Source organism: Agarivorans albus, assembly GCF_019670105.1.
GTDB classification, from domain to species: domain Bacteria; phylum Pseudomonadota; class Gammaproteobacteria; order Enterobacterales; family Celerinatantimonadaceae; genus Agarivorans; species Agarivorans albus.
In genome coordinates this window covers 2,647,665-2,669,476 of the sequence record NZ_AP023032.1, presented here as the reverse complement: position 1 = coordinate 2,669,476, position 21,812 = coordinate 2,647,665, and the positions used below count along the sequence as shown (strand labels likewise).

At 42.2% G+C, this 21,812-nt stretch carries 2 protein-coding genes (1 of these 2 only partly in view); both read left to right on the top strand.

Going from position 1 to position 21,812, the window contains the following annotated elements:
- Window positions 1–20,241 carry the 3' portion of an Ig-like domain-containing protein gene (locus K5620_RS12100; RefSeq protein ID WP_221077369.1) on the top strand. The gene continues 17,970 nt to the left of window position 1, outside the view, so only the last 20,241 of its 38,211 coding nucleotides appear in the window; the start codon falls outside the window, past its left edge; its stop codon occupies window positions 20,239–20,241.
- Window positions 20,238–21,812, top strand: coding sequence for an alpha-amylase family glycosyl hydrolase (locus K5620_RS12095; protein ID WP_016403684.1), 1,575 nt, complete (start codon window positions 20,238–20,240; stop codon window positions 21,810–21,812). Before K5620_RS12100 ends, K5620_RS12095 begins: the two co-directional genes overlap by 4 nt.

Here is a 21,812-nt window from a genome sequence, read left to right as displayed (position 1 = left end):
GTGGCTCTGTCAGTCGCCGATCCCTTTGGTAAGGGTTTTGTTCGATTTTTCGACTTAAATCATCCTCGACTAGATCCCCCATTAGGCCTTTCTAATCTCGTGTTTGCTGAAGGCGAGTTACAAGGGCAGCCTGTAGATGTTAAGTGGCATAAGGGCTTGCTACATATATTACTGAAACGAGATGGTCAGTTATTTTTGGTGGTGTTCACTGATCTCGAAAGAGGCTTGTTCAAATCACAAGGCTTAGAAGGGCTGTCACTTAATAATCTTAACGCTAGTTTTAGCCTGCAATATGGTCAATTAATCGTAGCAACCGATTCGCTAGTAGGCGTTTATGCGGTTAACTCAAACAACCTCTGGGAAGCCAATGCTTGGTATCCAAGTGATTCTAAGGGCGGGGCTATTGCTGTTAATGATGGGCAAACCTTGGTAGGTAATCAACCTGGGGTAGGTGAATTACCCAACCCTAATTTTGTGATCAGCGAAGTATCACCGAAAGAGGGCGCCACGTTAGGTAGCCAAGAATCGATAGACATTTATTTCAATCAATTGATAAATACCGACTCTTCGAATATAGATCAAGCCGTTAGCATTAGCCTTGATGGCAACATTCTTGGCAAAGACCAGTATCAAATAGTCGCCGCTAATCGAGTGAGTGGTGGCTTGGTTCAAATTTCAGATATTGACACCGCTGATAAAAGTAGTGGCGTAGTTGAAATTAAGCTTAATAATCAGTTACTAAACTTATACGGTTCAACGCTTTCTTATCCGGTGAGTTTACAATATCAGTTGGTACCGCTAAAACCAGTCTTGGAACGAGTGGTTAGAATCAAGGATGGTAAGGAATTTGGTCACTATATTCACGGTGAAGCTGGCGAGCAATTACGTTTAGAGGGCAACTATTTTGGTGAGGACTCTAACGTAATATCGGTAGTGATTGGTGACGTGGTGGTTTCAAACGATGCTATCTCTTTTGTTGACCAAACTAGCTTGGAGCTTGAATTACCCAATTTATTTTTGGGCAGTAGCACAGTAGCCTTACCTGTATCTATTATCCGCAATGGTGTTGCAGATACCTTAAATGGCGCTGTGGTAGTAATGCCAAAGATTGATATTCAAGACCTCAATCCTTTGCAAGGACGACCTCAAGGCGGGAATTATGTTGATCTTTACGGTTCTGGTTTTGGTTCGTCTACTCAGGTTTGGTTTTCTGGTGTACCAGCCGCTAATATCACCGTTGCTAATAGTCATCGTATGTCGGTGCAAGTACCCGCTGGTGACTTTGGATATAGTGATGTTACTGCCGCTAACATTCAATTTCCAGATGACGTAGCTCAGGCTTCGCAACCGTATTTCTACACGGGAATATCGACTGGCTCGGTGGACTTGTCTAGTGATAAACCGAGCCCAGTATCTGGTATTGTTATGGCTAATCAAGTGCTTTATGCCATAACCGGCGGAGAATACGATGTATATGATTTTTCTGGCCGATTGAGCAAGAAATTACGCACTAATGTGGCTAGATTAGTTGTTGCGGATGTGTCTGATCCGGTTAAACCAGTGATCGTAGAAAAAAGCTTTAGCGATTTAGTCAAGCCTTATGTGTTTGACGTTGATGGTGGTTTAGGGTCAAAAGGCTTTGAAACTATCGCCTTGAGTAAAAACGATCTGTTTATCGCCGGTGGCCGCGAGATGTATCACTTTGATGTGACTTTAGCGACCGACCCTATTTTGCTAAACCGCTATGAATTGAGCGGCAACGTGCGCGATATTCTTACCGATGAAAAACTTATATACGTATCGCATAGCGGTGGTGTTGAAGTATTTAGGCGCGAGAACAACAGAACATTATGGTCGATAGCACTGATTGATAGAACGGTGCTAAGCGGCACGCCATACCAGTTGGCAAAGTATGATAACAGTTTGTGGATCGCGATGACTGATTCTAGAAAAGTTATTGAACTTGAATTGGCCAGCGGCCAATACCAATTGGTTTCTCAATTTAATACTACTGATTTAAGCGAAACCAGATTTAGACCCGAAGATATAGTGGTTCATGGCAACCTGATATTGGTGAGTTCTGGTAAAGGCGCGTCGGTTGTTGCGTTTGATCGTAACCGAGTAGAAGGTACTACCGCAGTAGATAGTGTAAATCTTGCCTATTTAGTTCGAAACGGTACCGTAAATGCTGGGCAAATTTCCTTGCAAGGCCAAACCTTATATGTGGCAGCGGGACAAGGAGATATTCAATTATACGATATCTCTCCGTGGTTGAGTGGTCAGTATTCTGAAGCTTTACCATTACGCCATTATTTCTCGGTACTAGGTGATACCACTGCTATAAGTGTTCAACATCGGGCAGTTTATGCTGGTTCTGCTTTCCCATATTTAAATGGTGAACCAGCTGAAAATCCTATAGCTGAACCCACTCAAGTAAATCACTTGGGGGGAAGACTAAGTACTATAGAAAATGACTTACTGCAAATTACCCAGCATGTTCCTGCAGCAGAAATGGTATGGCCAAATACAGCCCCTATTGACCTTCAGTTTAACCGAATCTTAGACCGTGATTTATTAAGTCAATTTAGTGACAGTTTGGTTGAGCTATATGTTGATGGATCTAAAGTCGCTGGAGACATATCGCATGAAGTTTTTGCAGATGGGTCTCGCTTGCGCTTTACTCCGCACCAAGAGTTATTAGCGGACAAACGTTATCAAGTAGTTGTGTCAGGGGCTATTCGAGATATTCATGGGCAACAGCTGGTCAATGACTATCGCTTCAGATTTGTTGCCGCTAGCGGTAAGCAGCCAGAATTGCTTGACGTTAGGCCTGCATTTGGCTCATGGAGGGGGGGCGATGTCATTACCGTCGTTGGCGAAAACTTTAATGACTTATCTCGCATAAAAATTGCGGGCGAGTTGATTGACCCAGCTAATGTTACTTGGGTGAATAGTAGTGAACTACAGGTGTTAGTACCTGGGCTTAATAAATCGCCAAACGATAATATTAGTGTTGGAATAACAATACTGAACGAGTCGTTCACCAGTAGTTTAAATGGAGCATTTACATATATTGCGGATCCGGTCATCGACGCGCTTGGCATTTGGGAAAATGGTGGCGTTAATGTTAATCAACATCGTTTGATATATGGTGATAATAATTGGTTGGCAATTGTTGGTAGAGGCTTTAGTAGCGACACCGTATTAAAGGTGAACGGACAGTTAGCTGAACAAGTTCAGCTGTTTGATCCTAATACTCTTTTGTTCCTGCAGCCTGATTATACTCTTGGTGAACTAAACCTTGAATTGAGTAATCAAGGCTTTGATCTTGATGGCGTTAGCAATACAGACTTTAATGTTGTTCTACAGGGTGAATCGAGATTAGCAGAAGTAAATGGGTTTGAACGCCATCAGCATTTACTGCTTAGCTACCAACATCGTGAATGGAAGTTATGGAGCACTCTTGAATCTGACACTCCTCAATTGCTAGCTAAAGGCTCGGTGAACGATAGCATTAAGCATGTTGCTATAGCGAATGGCTACATAGCTATTGCTTATGGTGACAGTTCGCCACAAGTTGATGTATTAGAGTTATCTAACCCTTACTCTCCGAAACTCGTATCACACTATGCAAATAACGAAAACCAAGTGTTTGATCAAATTGGACTATGGCGTGATGTGTGGTTTGGCTTTGGTAATTCTGGAGCTGTCGTATCTCCAATATACGGCGATGTTGTTAACCAAATATTCTGGGATGCAGCTATTGATGCACGGGCTAATCAAAATGGCATCTATCTACTTTATTCCGGTCAATTAGATTTTCGTGCCATCGAAGCTATCAATGAAACTGAGTCATTTAACCACTCTGTAATTGCACCAACACAATTGGTGATGGACCAACAGCGCCTCCTCATTCGCTCAAATAGTGAGTTAGAATTGGTCGAAGTGAATGGCTCAGTATCATCATTGGGCAAAGTGCTGATGAGTCAGCAGCAGGTTCGTTTGTCAGGGGAGTTGCTGATTGCAAAATCTGCCTCTCCAGAAAGGGTTGTTGTTTATGATTTAGATAATCAGTTGTCAGGATTAACGCTGACTAAAATCGTCGAAATTGACAATGTAATAAATACCAAACAATGGGGGATTCAAGGCAATGTATTAGAGTGGGTAGGTGATGGACAATACTGGAGTCTAGCTTTACCACTTAACAACTTATGGGGTGTTCGTCCCTATCAATTGAGTCATGCGAACCAATTAGTGTCTGGATTGATTGCCGGTGAAGGTGATGATTGGTTATCAGTACTCATTGATATTGCTTCTCAAGGCAGCAATCTGCTGATTGATGGCGGCACAGTATTGGTAGGTAAAGAATTACGTTTTCAAGCATTTGGTGAGCAATATACTTTAGGGGACGTTTATAATGTAGGTCTGTTTAACCAACCATATCAGTCAGTTAACGGTGCATTAGTCAATGTTGATTTACCTTGGAAGTTGGTTACCAAACCCGCCTTTACTCATTCTGAGCCGCGTATAACTCATGTTGTTCCAAGTGGTTCTATTACTGGAAGAAACACGCTGTATACCTTGTATGGCGAACGTTTGAATGAAGTAGTAGAGCTAAACATTGCTAATTATAGTTTAAGCGATGCGCAATTTAGTGTTAATCAATCAGCTACGGAAATCAGTTTCTCTTTAGCTATTTCTCAACCCGGTATATATTCCGTGACAGCTAGTTTTGCCAATGGCGAAAACCAAGTTACTTTACCTGCAGCGGTATTAACTAGCCAAGCTATAGAGCTAACTAGTGTTACTTCGAACAATAGTACTGGACGGCCAGATGTTTTGAGTGATTCTGGTGATGACCAAATAGTTCTTTCAGGCTTAGGGTTAGAAGGCAAACTAGAGGTATTTTTACTGCCCGTTGGGAGTGGTTGGGATATTGGCGATTTGCAGCCAGTAGAGTACCAATTGGATAACGATACACTTGTTATCTCAAGCTCGCCTGCCGCCCAATCAGGTACCCAATATCAAGTAGTAGTTAAACGTAGCAGCACCAACGAAGTTGTTTATGCAGAAGAGTCCATGTGGCTCACTGTCATTGATGATACGTCCCCTCAACTTGTTGGTTCCGATTCTTTAGGTTACAACCAGCCGCTTACTTTGCTATTTAACGAAGCAACAAGTGCTAGTGGTTTCTCCGTGATTAAGCATTTTAAAGATTACAGCGAACGCGAAAGTATTGATATATCAGATCGCTTTGAGCTAATTCCGCTTAACCCAAGCGTTATTCAATTACGGATAAAATCTGGCACCGTAGAGCATAATGCTGAGTATTCGATTAACGTTTTTGGCCTTAAGGATTTGGCTGGGAATAGCGTTGAAGGCGGTGATTATAGCGATCGCTTTATTGCTAAAGATACTCTTGCACCGAGAGATTTACGTATTCAGCGTGTTTCAGATGGACGATTAGTTGATTTAGATATGCTCTTAACCAGAGGTCGAGAAGAGTTTTTTGAGGTAAGTGCTATTGATAACTACGGCGACACAATTGCTTATACTTATCGCTTGTCCACTGCCTTTGGAGCTCCTTCGAGTAGCTGGATGTCAGCCGCTGAGCAAATAAGCGCAGAAATAAAAGAAGAGTTTGAGTATTTAGAGTTGCGCTTGTCGGCCCGTGATTCTGCTGGAAATCCTAGCCAACAGAGTTTTAGGGCATCGTTGCGCGACCCTCTTATAGAGTTACAGTCGTTCCATACTAATCCAGAAGAGCCTGAAGAGTCGGTTCGTTCAGAACTTTATTTCGATTTGTTTGGCGATATCGATATGGTGAATGACACGACCATGAGCGTAGACAAAATTAGAGATGGTGCTCCAGTTAATGTTTACGGCTCATACTCTGCTGCTACTGGTTTAGTTAAAGGTTCATTCTTAAACCCTAAAATTAAGGATTTGTTGCCCGACTCATCACCTGTTACCCCAGTAGAGTTAAGAGCGCGCTTAAATGTTATCTACGGTTTTGGAGCTAGTAAGGTTTTTGACCAAGCTTACACCTTGTACTTAGATCGCACCGCGCCAACCATCGAAATTGTATCGCCAGGTGATGGCGAGTTTATCGCTCTTGATGAACGTACCGATGTTATCATTAAATCGTTCGATAAATACGGAATAGAAAAAGTAGAAGTAAGGCAAAATTCTGGAGCTTGGCAGCAGTTAACAGATCCTACGAAATATAGTGTGGTGCCTAATTCAGAAGATCTAGATAAGGGTATTTTGTTAGACGCAAGAGCTTATGATCCTAATGGAAATGTTAGTGATATTGCTAGCGTGAAACTATACCCCTATGACGCGGAAGCTGGGGCACCCAAAGTTGCATTTTTGTCTCCTGAGAATGGTTCTACGTTCCGAGAAAGCGAGCCTGTGACCTTCGAAATAGTATTAAGAAATGTACTTGACGCTGAAATCTTCTTTGATATTGGCGGAGTAGAATCAGATACCGCGATAACTCAAGTCAGCAGGTTAGAAACGGATGGTGAACGACAATTTGTCACCTTAAAAATGCCAGATATTGATGAAAATGTAGTAGTTTTAGTTCGCATTCAGAAAGCTAATCTAAAAGGCTTCACCTTTCTTAACGTGGCTAACGATGATGGCATTGACGAAGATATGCCTGTAGATCTTATGCCGCTGCAACATGTGTTAACCGGCACACAAATCAAAGTTGAAGCGAAGCAGCCTGTGGATATGGTGGATTACTCTCCCTTATCTGCTGTAGAAGTCCAAGATCCCATTGATAGCCAGCTTGTGCAGACTCTGGAAGTTGGGTATCCACAATATGTGGATGTATCCAATATAGGTGAATATGTAGGCGTTAGTTCTGTGCTGCGAGACCGTTCCGGTCATGAGAAACGCTATTCACAAACCGTAGAGAAGATCCCTTATTTTGAGGCTGGTGAGTGGGCCGTTAAAGCTACTGTAGAATCAACAGCAGAGTCTGTGATTGATATGGTTGTGTTAGCAGGGCTAGATGGTGATAACGAACTTTTGGTCGGTTATGCTAACCGTTCTGGAGGTTATCGTATAAGTAATGGTTCAAACACGGTTATTGAGTCTGATGTAGGTATATTAGAGTCGATCAAAGTGGGTGTGCATGGCGTATACGTGGTGTCTCGTATAGACGCTCAACGAAGTGTTTCTAGATATCCAATTGAACGGACTGGTATTGTGAGCCAGCCTTCGCTTACTGCTTCGGTAGATGGCGATTTACTGGATGTAGCTGAGGACCTATTGTGGTTTAAGCAAGGCAAAGCAATTGTAGCATACATCGATGCAGGTGATGCGTTGGTAGGGGTCGCAGCTCATACGGTTTCTGGCGAAAGCATTCTTTCAGCCAAAGCAGATGGTCGAAGTTTGTTGGTTTTATCGACTACTGGTTTACGCCGCTTAGTTGTAAATACCGCTCTTATTCCAGCTGTTGCATTAGAACATTCAATTGCCCTTGCCAATGAAGCATCTAATTTTGTCGTTAACCAAGGAGCCATTACTACTTGGCATAATAACCAGCTTAATAACTATCAACTGTTACCCGATGGCCACCTAATAACAACAGACTCTCTAGTTGTCGCTGGTGAGATTGAAGATGTAGTATTAGATGGAGAAATCCGTTGGATTAAGCTCAACGATGGCCAGTCACGTTGGTTGGCGGTTAACAAGCAGGAACCTGTGGGGTACTTAGCTAAATCGGCAGAACGTTTAACGGTTGTTCCTCAAAAAATGTATATGCTTGGAAAAGTGGGTGAACTGCCTACTGTGTTCGCTCGTCAAATTCATGTAGCCAACGCCGAGCTTAATTCAGCTATTTCTATTACCGAGCAAGCTCATACGGTTGAATTACAACTAGAGCTAGCGCAAAAGCCATTTGGCCAAGTGAGTGCTGCTGTATTCAGTGGCCAACGATTCGTTGCCGATGCTGTGGTTAATTTACAATCTCAGGGAGCTTATCGCTGGCGCATTCCACGCAATGCTTTAAATGGAAACTCAGTCACCTTAATCACTCAGTCACATTTAGGCCTTACAGAGCAAGTTGTGGATTTGGTGAGTGAACGTTATAGCGATGTGGAAAGCCAATCTCCTCCAGAGCTACAAAGTCTAGCGCAAGGTGCAACTGTGCCCGTGGTAACTTCGTTAAGTATTCCATCTCGCGCATCAACTGCAGATGGTGTGCTTGGCAGCTATCCAATAAGCCTTGCTCCAATTAATGAATCCCAGTTTGTTGGGTGGGCGGAAATTGCCAGCCAAGATGACGCTGGCTTCAAACTAACGGTTGATGGGCAGAACCAGCTTGAATCGCAACATCCTATAGTCGAAAATCAGCCTGATGGTTTGTCTGTTAACATCTTGTCTCCAATCGCTGCGAGTTCTTTTGCTAGTGGTTCAATGGTTCCGGTTAAGTACCAAACTTCAGGAGACGAATTAGACAGTTTCCGCTTTGCAGAAATCCGTTTGTATGACTTTAATCGCAATCAGCTGGGTCGTTGGTTAACGGCTGATACGAATGGCGAAATAGACATTCCGTTACCGCGACAGTTGAGTGGTGATACCTACCATGTTCAGGTAAGGGTTTATCACGGTGACAGTTACTTCTATAGCCAGCGAGAAGTATCTTTTAAAGTGGTAGCAAGAAATCAATTACCAAACCCAATCGTAGAAGGCGTATATGCAACAGCCATGGTGGGAGCGGAAGTAAGCTATGAGCTTACAAATGCCTCGTTGGAGCTTATTGGTGAATTACAGGTATTTGATAACGATGGCTCTCTAATTGCAGCAGGAGCTAAACACGTTAGCTTTGTTGTGCCTAACACGCAACAGCTTAGCGTTCAAGCCATACTTCGAGATTCAGAAGGTAATCGTTCTACCAGTGAGCAGCGGGTTGCTGTTATTAGTGGTGTAACGGTTCATGTTGATGATCAAGTATTACCATTTGATGCGATGTTGGGTGACGCTGGCCAAGCATGGTATGCGGTAGGTCGCCAGTTATTTGATCATACTGGCGAAATGCAAACCGAGATGGCAGGTGATATTACCGCTATTTTACGCTTAGGTGATCGCTTATTACTGGCTGTTGCCGAGCATGGTATACAAATAGTTGACCCTCTAGAAAACTTCCAGCTGTTAAGTACCACAAGTACCTCTTCTAATATTGGCAATATGGCTATATACGCCGATATTTTGCTTACCGAGCAAGAGCTGTCTTTAGTCGCTTACCAAGTTAAGGGGAATACTCTTGAACAAGTGGCGGTGAATAGTTGGCAAAATTCTTCATCGCAGCCTTATAGTGGTGAGGGTGAGATCAAGGCGATTAATGCTACTGCCTCTGGATTTACAGTATTACAAGGAAACAATGTACTTAAATTTAACGGTGATTTAGACACGTTGGGGGCTAGTCAATTGTTAGTTCTGCATGAGTTGACAGAGCAGCGGATATCTATAGAAGCTCCCATCAGTAGCCTTGTTAAGAATGGAGTAGAGTTTGTATTAACTGATCAGCAACTGTTAATTGCGTTGCTAGGGCAAGAAGTAATTGGTCAAGTAAGGTTAACTGAGTCCGCAGAGCAGATTAGAGTATATGGTCGCTACCTATTGGCTATTAGCGCATCGTTAGGGCAAATAACCTTGATTGATGCAGTTAATCCTAGTGAATTGGTAATGTTGGGTTCGTATTCTATTTCATCCACTACCGGTCCAACGCGCAGTGTTTGGTTTGATGGGAAATTATGGTTAGGTGGCGAATACGGAACGATTATTGAAATACATGAAATTCCTAGGTTACCAAGCTTGGCTTACGCTTCTCCAGGCAATAAAGGACTTGTGAACGACGTAGTTTTCCAAAATGGCCAAGTCGCTGTAGCGGCCGGCTACTATGGCAGCTTGTTATATCAACGCCAAGCTGAACAATGGCAAGAGAATAGCTATCCGCAAAAAGGCTATTCTCAAGCTGTAGATAAAGTGGCTATAGATGAGCAGTATGCTTATCTTGCTAGCCATGCGTTTGCCAAAGTAGAGCGAGTGGCTCTTGATGATGTTGCTCAATCTTCTGCTGTAGCTGAGACCGTATTTTCAAATGTGGTAGCGGATGTTCTGCTGGCTACGTCTACACGGATTATTGCTGCGCAAGGTAATCAATTAATGATTGCAAACAAAGGTAACCTAAGTTTGGTTGATTCGGTTAGCTTGCCGGTAGGCGAAGCTGCAATAGCGATGAAACATGTGGGTGAAACCTTGTTTGTAGCAACCAGTAACCGTCGTTTGTACCGCATTCATTTAGGTGATATGCCTTTTGACCCATTTGTTACAGTTATTGAAAGCATTGTTGATGGCGCTGATGAATCGATCCGTCTACTAACACACTCTAGTGATGCGCTTTACTTTATGCAGGGAGACTCTCTTCTCAAGTTATCCTTACTAGACTATTCAACAAGCAGTGTTTCCATTGTTGGCTTGCAGAAAGCTACAGCGCTGAGTTACGCCGACGGTTTTGCTTATCTAGGCTACCAAAGTGATTTAGGCAGTCGCGTTGCAGTAATAGATGTGACCGATATGCGCGTATCTGATCATTTGCCGACCAGCTTTAATGACGAAATAACTGCTTTAGCAATAGATCAAGACATACTGGCTATAGGTTTAGCTAATCAAGGCCTTAGGGTTTACGAGCTTAATCATCAATACCATTTACCAAGGCCTGGTTTAGTGTCACCAGTACAAGGCCAAAGCTTTGTACAAGGCGATTGGTTAGCGCTGCGTTTAGATGATCAAGAGCAAGTTGCTTCGGTGCGTTACTTCATCAATGATGCTGAAGTAGGAGGAAGTGATGTAAGTCCATTTGTTGTAGATGCATTAGTGCCACCAAGCTTACGCAATGGCCAACCCTTTTATGTTAAGGCTTTAGTTGAATTACAAGATGGTCAACATTTTCAAAGCCAAGCAGTAAAAGCGTTATTACAAGGTGAAGAATTGCCAGGTAATGCCTTCAGTGTGTCATTGATTAAACCAAGCAACGGAGTCGCGACCTATGTACCTAAACCTTTAGAGATTCGAGCAGTAGTAAATGACGCTAGTGTGCCGGTTTATCAGGTTGAATATTTGGAAGCGGCTACTGCCGAAGGCCCATATCAAGTTATAGGTAAGCATTTTGGTCCTGAATATGTTATCTATCGAGACTTCGGTTTAGAGTCAAGCGGTACATTCTTAAAAGTAAGAGCGGTGGATGTATTTGGTAACCTTACTGAATCTTCGCCTATATCATTTTTACGAGCTGAAGATGCAATTTTGCCAACCATTGGAGATTACCAATTAACTGGTGCCTTAAGTAATGATGGCGATATTATTGAGCAGCACCCCTACCAAATTAAGGTAGCAGTTAGTGATAACGAAAGTGGTGTTGCGTCAGCGATTATGAAACGTAATGGTTTAATGGTTGCGGCACGTTTCTCTGATGGTGATTTGGTCATTAATGAGAAGGGGGCAGTAGCGGGAACACAATATAACTATCAGATGGAAGTGGTTGATAATGCAGGTAACCGCAATGTTTACCAGCAAGAATTCACCATGGTTGAAGATTCAGCCCCTGTTATTAGTAACGTTGAAATCATACCCGCGGCTGTATTTGAACAAGGCCGCTTTGCGCTAAATGCTAGGTTTGTTGATGACGTTGAGTTACGTACTGCAGAAATGGAATGGAATGATTTTGTTTACCCGTTATCGGTAAGCGGAAAAGCGGTAAATCATAAAGGCAATTACCGAGACCAGCGTACCGAACGTTTGTCTGCCAATAGTACTGAATTACTTACTCTGCGAGTTATTGATAATTTAGGCCAGCTAACCGAGCAGCAGATCAGTGTTGATCTGCTTCAAGACAACGCTCCAGATCTGAGTCTACTGGCTGTAGAAGTAGATCCAGCCAGCTTTTATGGTGGGCATGCTCGTCTTACTCTTAGTCAATTTCATATGGCTAACGAAGGCGATGACCCTGTGAGTGTAGAAATTGTACCCACATTCCCAGCTACTATGGCAATGACCAGAGCAAGCTTTAACCCTACCGATAATAATCAGGGCAGATTGAAGTTATCACTGGCCATGCCAACAGAAGAGGTGGCAGGGAACGTTTATCGCTTTAAGATTCGTTTAACCGATGCTCTGGGTCAACAAGGAGAGTCAGAAGAATTTTCTATTCCTTTGTGGTTCCGCCCAAATAGCTTGGCATTTGTTAACGCTTTAGCTGAATCGAGTGTGAATAAGGCCTACCTCTCTGCTGGTGAGCCTGCAAGCTATCGAGTGGCGGTGCTAGATAGAACCGGACGACGCGTACCTTTACAAACTATTAATTGGCTATTACAGCCATATGAGAACGGTTTAGCGGTAGGCGAATTAATTGAGTTAGGTAGCCAAACGTCAAACGTAAATGGTGAAGTAGAGTTAAGCCTAGATACAGCGCTCAGCACTGGCTTATACCAACTAAGTGCGCGGTTAAGTAATGCCGCTTGGTTAGATACCGACCCAGGAATCAACAATATTGACGTTGCTATGGGGGTACGAATATTAGCCGGTGAAACGGTAGAAGTTCAGCTCGATTATTTGCCTACACAAGTGGCAGGTGAGCCTACTCAACTTCGATTTATAGCTAGAGATGCCGGTAACAATATGGTTGAGTTGGACAACCAAACAAAAGTGTTAGTGGCATTCGAACAACCCGGTTTCTACTTTGGCTATGCCGACAATGTGCTGGTTTATCCACAAGTAAATGGTGGCGAGCAAGCCATTATTAGCCTAAAAGACGGTTATGCGGCTGTACCCATGTCGGTTGCGCAAACTGCGGGTACGTATAACTTGTCGTTAGCTTTACAAGACAACGCTGCGGTATTTGCTAGCTATGAACTAGACGGCGATAACCACTTTGTTGCTAGAGACCAGATAGATATTGACGTTGTAGGTGCGAACGCTGCGTTGGTTACCTTAGAAGCTATTGCTCAAACCAATTTGCAGCTGGGGCACCCGCATCGCTTGGAAGCAGGGGAAGTAGTAACGGTGCAAGCTACCTTGCGTGACCAATACTATAACCATGTCACAACTGCATTGCCTTTTGAACAAGACTTAGCTAATTACGACTTGTTGTTAGAAGTAAACGGTTCTGCGGTAATCAATCAGCAATCCAACTCTCTCTCGGTGGCTATGTCTTCAGGGATTGCTACAGCCGAAGTGACTACATCTTCAGTAGAAAAAATCACTGTGCTTGGTAAAGAGTTACTTGATGGAGGCATTAACTTACAGCGTTTAGGCACTTTAGAACTCGATTTCCTCAAGTCACTGCCTGCGATAGAGAGCCTAGAAGTAAGCATAGTGGATGATAGTATAATTTCGCCCTTAACAATGGCATTTAACGAGCCGGTAACCCAGTTGTCTTATGGTGAAATATTAAGCGTAAGATCAGCAACTAGCGATGAGTTAGTAGAAGGTGAATTTATTGTTGATCAACAGCAAGTAGTATTTACGCCTTATGAACCATTGACTCTGTCGGAATGCTACGAGGTTAATAGTAATAACTCGGTGCTACGTGGCTCAGCCGCAAATGACGCGCCGTTACCACAACGACTAAATGTGTGTGTTCCAGCCTTGCGTATGCAATTGCCGAGTTACCCATATGTGTTAGAAGGGCAAGAGATTACGTTGCTTGTAGAGAAGGCAGCAAGCTTTAATGAAAACGACCTACAGATGCGCTTAGTGATAGACGTTGAAGGGGATGATCCCATTTATCAAGTCGCCGAGTTAAGTAGCTTAAGTCTTAGTGCACCTGTGCACAGTGACAAAGTAGGTTATTTAGATGGCACCGCTCTCAGTATTTCTCTGCAAGCTCGCTCTGCTAACACTGTAGTGGCTAGTTCTCATAACCGAGTAACGGTCCATGTGTTACAAACTGGTGGGGATTTTGACCAAGATGGATTATCTAATGAGCTAGAGTTCGCTACCGATGGACTCGACCCTGCTAATCCAGATTCTAATGGTAATGGCACATTGGATGGTGATGATGATCTTGATGGCGATGGAGTAGCTAACCGCGATGAAGTTGAGCATGGAACTAGTCTTACTAATCCTGATTCTGATGGGGATGGGTTATCAGATTACGATGAGATTTATGTGTATGGCACTAATCCGCTGTTAAAGGATACCGATGGTGATGGAGTGCCAGACTACTTAGAAGTCGAGTTCGGTTCTGACCCAAATAATGCCGCCGATGTTTGGGTGGACCCATTCTACATTACTGATATTCAGGTAAACCCTATAGAGTTAACTCATCAATTAGATGACGGTGATAATCAATTCATCTTTGCTGTTACCGCAACAGCAAATGTTGAAGGAAGGGTATTTGCCGGTATCCGTTTAGATAATGCTTATGACTTGTTAGAGCTAAGTAGTTCAGACAATACCATTGCAAGCTTTGATATGAGTAAACCAGGAGCATTATTACAAGTACAGCAGGCGGGGACTGCAGAGTTAACAATTGGGCTACTAGAAAACCCAAGTTTGTTTAAAACTGTTGCCCTAACAGTACTTGAACCTAATCTAGGTGACCAATCAGTACCAAGGTTGCAACTCTTAGGTAGAGAAGCTGACCACACCTTGTATTTAGGTGCTGATCACGCACGAATAAGCTTTGATATTGTTTCTGACGCCCCTTATGTGCTTAAAGGCTTCGCATTAGATGGTCAGTTGATCGACTTCTATCAAACCGAGTTTTATTGCCATCGAGTGGAAGATTCATCGGAAAATTGTAATGGGACTTCTGCTTATGTGTTTGCAGATGGACAGGCTAACACAAATGATCTTAGTGAAGCGCTTCAAGAAACAGGTCGAGCAGCACAGCGTTACGTATTAAGCATGCCTAAAGGTGTTCCTCTAGAAACTGAAGGAGTGTTAACGGCGCTAGTAGTGCTAATTGACTTTGAAACAGAAAATGAAGTTAGTTGGCCAATTCATAAGCAACTACCTATGGAAGAAGATCCTCTACCGAAGGCAATTATTAACCGTGAGCTGGATGATATTTTCCAAGTAGTAGAGGGACAGCCATTTAGCTTGGATTACCAACTGGTTGATCCTGCATTTAACCAACTAAAAGTGGAGTTAATTGCTGATGGTAATGTGTTAGGCCGAATAGCAAAAGCAGATGCTCATCAATCTGCTTTGAGCATGGAAAAATTCTACCAAGTAATAGAGCTAGGTGAGAGTTGCGATTTAACTGCAAGCTGGGAGTCTATATATAACTCTGAACAAATAGGGGAGCTTGCTTACTCAGGAAATACCATAATTAATATTGCACCATATGCATACTCTGATGCAGCTTCAATTTCATACGATGCTGGTATGACTTGGACTAAACTGTTACCCAAGTTGCCTTATGCTGGGGATTTATGGAGTCTAAACCTGTTCTCAGTAGCAGGGGATGATGATGGGAATTGGATTATGGCGACAAGCAGCGGATTTTTCGCTTCGCATGATAACGGCCATACCTGGTTCGTGCGAGAAGTGTTGCCTACTAGCTGGAACATGAAGGTTGCAGCAACAAAAGAGGTTATGTTTGCTAGTGGATCTACTGGTTCAGCCATCTCTTTTGATGGAGGTATTGTTTGGGAAGCTATTGACGCACCTCGGTTTTCAAAAATAACGTTAGGAGAGGGGGGGACATGGATTGGTAAGAGCTACTCGGGAGGTAGTAATTACTATAAAACAAATGATTATGGCGCTACTTGGAATGAGTTAACAGACGTACAGGTATTTTCAGAATCTTATATTAGTGGAATTGAAGCGGGTAAATCAGGTGTTTGGGTTGCCTATTCTGGAAGTGATCATATTGCTGTATCTAGAGATAATGGTACTTCTTGGAGTGAATTTGTTTTGGATGAAAACGCTTCGAGTTTTATGTCAATAGTTGCTGATAAAATGGGCAACTGGGTAATTGCTTCGAGAGGTGATATTTATGTCTCGGCTGATAACGCTAAAACTTGGAATAAACAAGAGCTTAGCGAAGATAACTACATCTACAATGTAAGTATTTATTTAAATGAAGGAGCTTCATGGGTTGTGTTCGAATATGAGACTTATGGGACCCAATGTAATGCTCCAAATGGTATTGACTCTCCTGTTTTGTTTTCTAGTGAATTTTCGGGAGCCTTGTTGTCTTTACGAATCACTGAATTCGGTGTGTTGGGGGAAAGAACTGAAGAGCAAGAACTTGGTTTATTAGAAGTCGTTCCTGCAGCTACTTGTGACAATGCAAGTATTCAGTTACCGGCTAATTTTGCATCAGGTTATTTAGCAACTCAATGGGGGTTAAATCGTAAACTAGGTAATTTGCCAACGACCATACTTGACGATCTTTCTTGGCAAAGTAAATATTTGGAAGAAGTGCTTGCAGCTATAGATTTAGACGAAAGTAATGACTTAATCATTGAGAAAAATGACTTTTATGTAGAGTCAAATAATCTTACAGAGCTTAGTCTTAAGCTAATTGATAGCGGTCAAGAGCTAATTGTACCTATGCAACTGGCGAGCAATGGGCGTTTCTATTTGTCTGGGTATAAAGAGGCAATAATTGCTGCGGCCAAAGCTGGGCCACTAAGCTTTGTTGGTACAACTCCTTGTGGTTCACAAGTGCCTATTTCACTTGAGTTAGAGATAAGCGAAGATGTTGCCACGACTGCTATACCAAAGAATCTACCCATTGCTCGCAACTCTTCTCGAACAGTAGAGTTATCCCTTCAGGATAATGGGAAGAACATGCTGTATTTAGGTGTTTATGTCGAAGTTGCAGGTGATGCTCCCTATCAACTATTAGGTGAAATTAGTGAACTAAAGCGTATGGCTAAATGTACTGGCAATGCTTATTGTTTAGGCGACTGGGATATTAGCCAAATTTGGCAGAAGTATGCGCAACAAAATAGTGTGTCAATTACTGCACAAGTCCCAATACAAACAAGCTTATTGAGTGGAGCCTACCCAACTTGGGTATTAACTATAGACGCAAATGGTAATCAGTCTTTCGTACCTTTAGGAGAGCTTGTAGTAAACGAGCAAACATCTATTGCCGATTATCCCAATACTAACAAATGGTTAGTAAGTCATGCTGGTTCTATAGATGCTTCTATGGTTGGTTCGTTTCAATTTACAGTAGAACAAGGCAGCTTTTTAACGCTACAAGTACCTAATGCAGATTTTTATGCACAAATTTACGTGCTTGATGAAGAGGGGAATTTGGTTTATAGCTCTGAGAGCCTCGGTGAACAAGAGTTAGTTGCTTGGTTCGAGCCTGGTGAGTTTACCGTTTATGTTAGTGAAATAGGTTATAGCCTGGATCAAGCAAAAATGGGCATAAACCCTGGAAGTTACGGTGGTGACTTTAATCTAGTGGTGGAATCTTGTGGGGTAAGTGTGGTTGAACAAGGTAATCATAATGCCAACAGTATTTGTTGGAAAAATGCGCAAGTGAGCTCCGGTTTAGCAAAACAACGCAGATTTGCAACTCTAGAGTTAGCGAGTCAGCAGGCTTTGTACAAAGGCGATAGAGATATTAAAGTAGATTTTGGTATTGTTTCAGACGAATCGTTCACAGTCCAAGATAACTTTTCTATCAACGGAAAAATGTTAAAGCAATTGCAAGATGAAGATTGCTTATACAGTAATTGTGCTGAAGGAAATAGTTACGTTATTTCGTCCCATTGGAACCATATTCGTAATGACAATAGTAGTGGTTACAGTCGGTATATATTGAACGATCTTGATATCCTCGAAGGTAATTACCAACTCTGCGCTTCCGTACGTTTTGATGACCTAGATATTACGCAAGCTATCTGTAAGTGGATTCGCTCAGCCGAGGCATTGAAACCGAGTATCAGTTTAGCAAATGGTTATGAACAAGGCATAGTCTTAGCAGAGGGTGACACTTTAGATTTGCAATATGAGTTAACAAACACAAGTAACAATCGTTATACCACGCAATTACTTATGAATGGCTTCCCATTTAATCAAGAAGCGTATACCAGTATTCATCAACCGGTGTTTAATCCGCTAACTAGTAATACTTATTCTAATCTTGAACAATTGCCATGGGACGAGAGCGTTAAGCTGTGTAATGCTGAGGAGTGGCATCGAGTGCATAACGGTAGACTAGGCTCTAGTCCAATCGTTGGAGACGGCGTGTATTTGTCCAAGTTAAATAGTACGACTCTGGAGGTAGTTAACACCCTTAACTTTAATAGGGAATTGATTGATTTTGATGCCAGTATTTCTGCCTTTTCTGTTGGCGATAATAGTACTTGGTTGGTTATAAGTGGGCTAGATGTTATGCGCTCAGTAGATAATGGTAAATCCTGGAGTGTGGTTTATTCACTCGGTTCTAGTGCTTATGCAATTAAAGCTGAACATTACGAAGATGGTTTGTGGGTCCTAAAAAATAGAGGTAGCTTCTATTTCTCCTTAGATGATGCTTTAACTTGGAATCAAGTATCTCCCGCATCAGGTTTATCTAATAGCGCAAAATTTTCTCTTACAGACAATGGCTCACTACTTATTGTCGATAAGGGCGATGTTTACTTATCAGATCCAGCCTTTGAAGTGTGGAGTCATTCACCTCTAGTTGATAACTCAAGTAGTAGTTACACTGATTTATTTAGTTTAGGGGATGGCTTGTGGATTTTTAAATCTAGCTCAGAGTTTTTTATCAGTAGAGATCATGGTGTTAGTTGGCATGCTCTTCCACAGCATCTAAATACGGCGGAAACCAACCAATACCGCGAATATAAGATAGAAAGTGATGGAAATGGCAATCTGTTGGCTATGAGCAGTTCTGGTTATCCTTCAATTTCAAATGACAATGGAGTTACTTGGCTTTCGCTTCCACGTTATTTAAACACATGGGGGCGAACGTTGTCTGAGCTCATCGACAGCGATAGCGGACGTTGGTTAGCTGTATTGGATAATGGGCAATATGCGGCATACTCTTATGATAAGGGCAGAACTTGGCAAAAAGGTGATGCTGTAGTCTGGAATGACAATTCTACAGCAGGAGCTTATGCCTTTGACGGAACTAGACGTTTGTTGGTTGCGAAAGCTAATAAAATTTACTCCTCTGATAGTTTTGGAGATAGTTGGCAGGTAACTTCGATTGGTAGTACTAACGATTACGCGAGAGAGTTCATTGAAACTGACGGCATATGGATGTTGAATAGAAACAATGATGTGCTGGCGCAGTGTGATTTTGCATTTGGAAATACCAATGCTTATACAGTGAAACCTGAAGATGATGGTAAGGTACTGGCGTTACAAATCACTGAAGAGACAGCTTTTGGTGAACAAGTAACAGAGCTCGCTCTTCCGAGGTTAAGTGTTGAGTCTAGACCTTCCTGTTCTGCTCCTGTTAGCATTAATTTGCCGCAGAACTTCGAGCAATTGTTAATTAATGATTGGGGAATTAACTATAATTCGGAGCTAGTTGAGGAAGCTTTAGCTTCTTATCGTTATCGAAGTAACTTCCTATCTTACAAGATAATGCCTAGTTTACAAAAAGGCAAAGAATCTGGTTTGAGGACTCAAAATAGTCAGCTTTATTTTGAAACCAGCCGTTTTATGCAGTTAACAATTGAAGGGGGGAGCAGGCAAGTAGAGTTAACTAGGAAAGCTGCTGACCGTTATAGTTTTAACGGTAGTGCTTCGGAATTAAGAGAATTACTTGTGGACGGTTCTCTCAAGTTTAATGGATATACGGCTTGTGAAGAGCCATTTGAATACGAGTTACCGTTAGTTGTTAACAGTGATCCTGCACCACAAATTTCTGATGTCGGTGTAATAAGCCTTACGAAGGAGAAAACTACCAACATTCTCAATGTTAGTGTTCATGATAAAGGTAGAAATTTACTGTATTTGGGGCTGTTTATTGAGCTGAGTGGAGAGATAAGGTTGTTAAGTGAAATATCTGCTTTAAAAGATCAGGAAGATTGTATTGAACAAGTTGAAGATTGTGACTCCCTAGGCACCTGGACCCAGTTTGACTTATCTGAGAGCGAAGATATTACACTACGCTTACCAATTAATTCCAACGCCGCTTTAGGTTCATACGATATAAGAGCTATTGCTTTAGACTCCACTGGTAACTTGACCAACCGAGTGATTGGAGAGCTAAATGTTATTGGGGAAAATCCACAATGACGATTAAGTGTTTTCGCTTATTTTTCTTGGTATTGATGCTCGGTTCTGCAGCTAAAATAAAAGCTTTTGAGTTAGATATTGGTGTAGTAGCAAGTGAAGGTTCTGCTTCTTCACTACCAGCAAAATGGTATTCAACAGCAACATTCATGGAAATTTATGTTCGTGCTTATAAAGACAGTAACGGAGATGGTATTGGTGATTTTAACGGTTTAACCAGCAAACTAGATTATCTGCAAGACTTAGGCATTAAAGGTATTTGGTTATTGCCAATAATGAAAAGCCAAGACAGAGATCACGGTTACGCGGCGGTTGATTATAGAAAAGTTGAACCTGATTACGGCACTGAGGAAGACTTTAAACGTCTGCTCGCTGAAGCTCATAAACGTGGAATAGGGGTAATTATTGACTATACCTTAAACCACAGTGGAGCAGAGAGCCCGCTGTTTATTGAATCAGCAAAAGGTAACCCTACATATCGCGACTGGTACCACTGGAGTGATTACAAGCTACGTTGGACTAATTGGACCCGCGATCCTACTTGGCACGAGAGTAATGGGGCGTTTTATTACGGTTTGTTTTGGGACCAGATGCCAGACTTTAATTTGGATAACCCGGAGGTGGTAGCTTATCACCAGAACAGTATGCGTTATTGGTTAAATATGGGAGTAGACGGGTTTAGATTTGATGCTGTTAATACTTTGTTTGAACACCCAGAGACAGGGGCGTTTGATAAGCGAAAGAATTTTGCTTTTATGAGCGAAGCTATATTGCCTGTTGTTCGTGAATATGAAAATCGTTTTGCGATTTGTGAAGTACCATTTCATTCAAAAGATGCGTCTGCAATTTGTGATAGTGCTTTTTATTTTGGTATGCATGCCAGAATGATGGGGAGTGCAAAGTTTAAGCATAAAAGGCCTAAGCTAGTTAAGGATATTCTAGATGCTAACATGGATGAAATGGCGACAATTTTATCCAATCACGACTCCTTTACAGGAGGCAGGCTTAATGAACAGTTTGCAGGCAATATAGGCAAGTACAAAGCTGCTGTGACCACTTTGCTCACGCTTCCTGGAACGCCTTTTGTTTACTATGGTGACGAAGTTGCGATGGGACATCGAATTGATAAATCTGACCCTGATGCAGACCATAGGCTACGTGCTCCTATGAGTTGGACTGCAGATCCGATTAATGCAGGCTTCTCAAGTGGCATTCCCTTTAGAGAGCTAGCCCGAAATTCCCAGGTAGATAACTTAGATAGATTATCTAAGGACCCAAATTCGATTTACCACCACTATCGAGATTTGATTCATCTAAGGAATAAACTTCCGGCTATGCACAGTGGCTCGTTTTCTCCATTGTCAATAGATAATGGGAAAGTGTTTTTATTTGAACGGCAATATAAAAAGCAGCGATTAGTGATAGCTATCAACTATGCAGATAGTTCGCAGCTGGTAAAACATGTAGTGTTTGGCCAATGTTTAAAAAACTTAAAGGGCGCACATGTCAATCAGCTCATGTCTGGAATAAGAATTCCACCTCACGGTTATAGTATATTGTTGGAATGCTCTTAA

What these genes read in the sequence shown, in the direction of transcription:
- K5620_RS12095 (WP_016403684.1), top strand. Translation starts at nt 20,238, where the DNA reads ATGACGATTAAGTGTTTTCGCTTATTTTTCTTGGTATTGATGCTCGGT.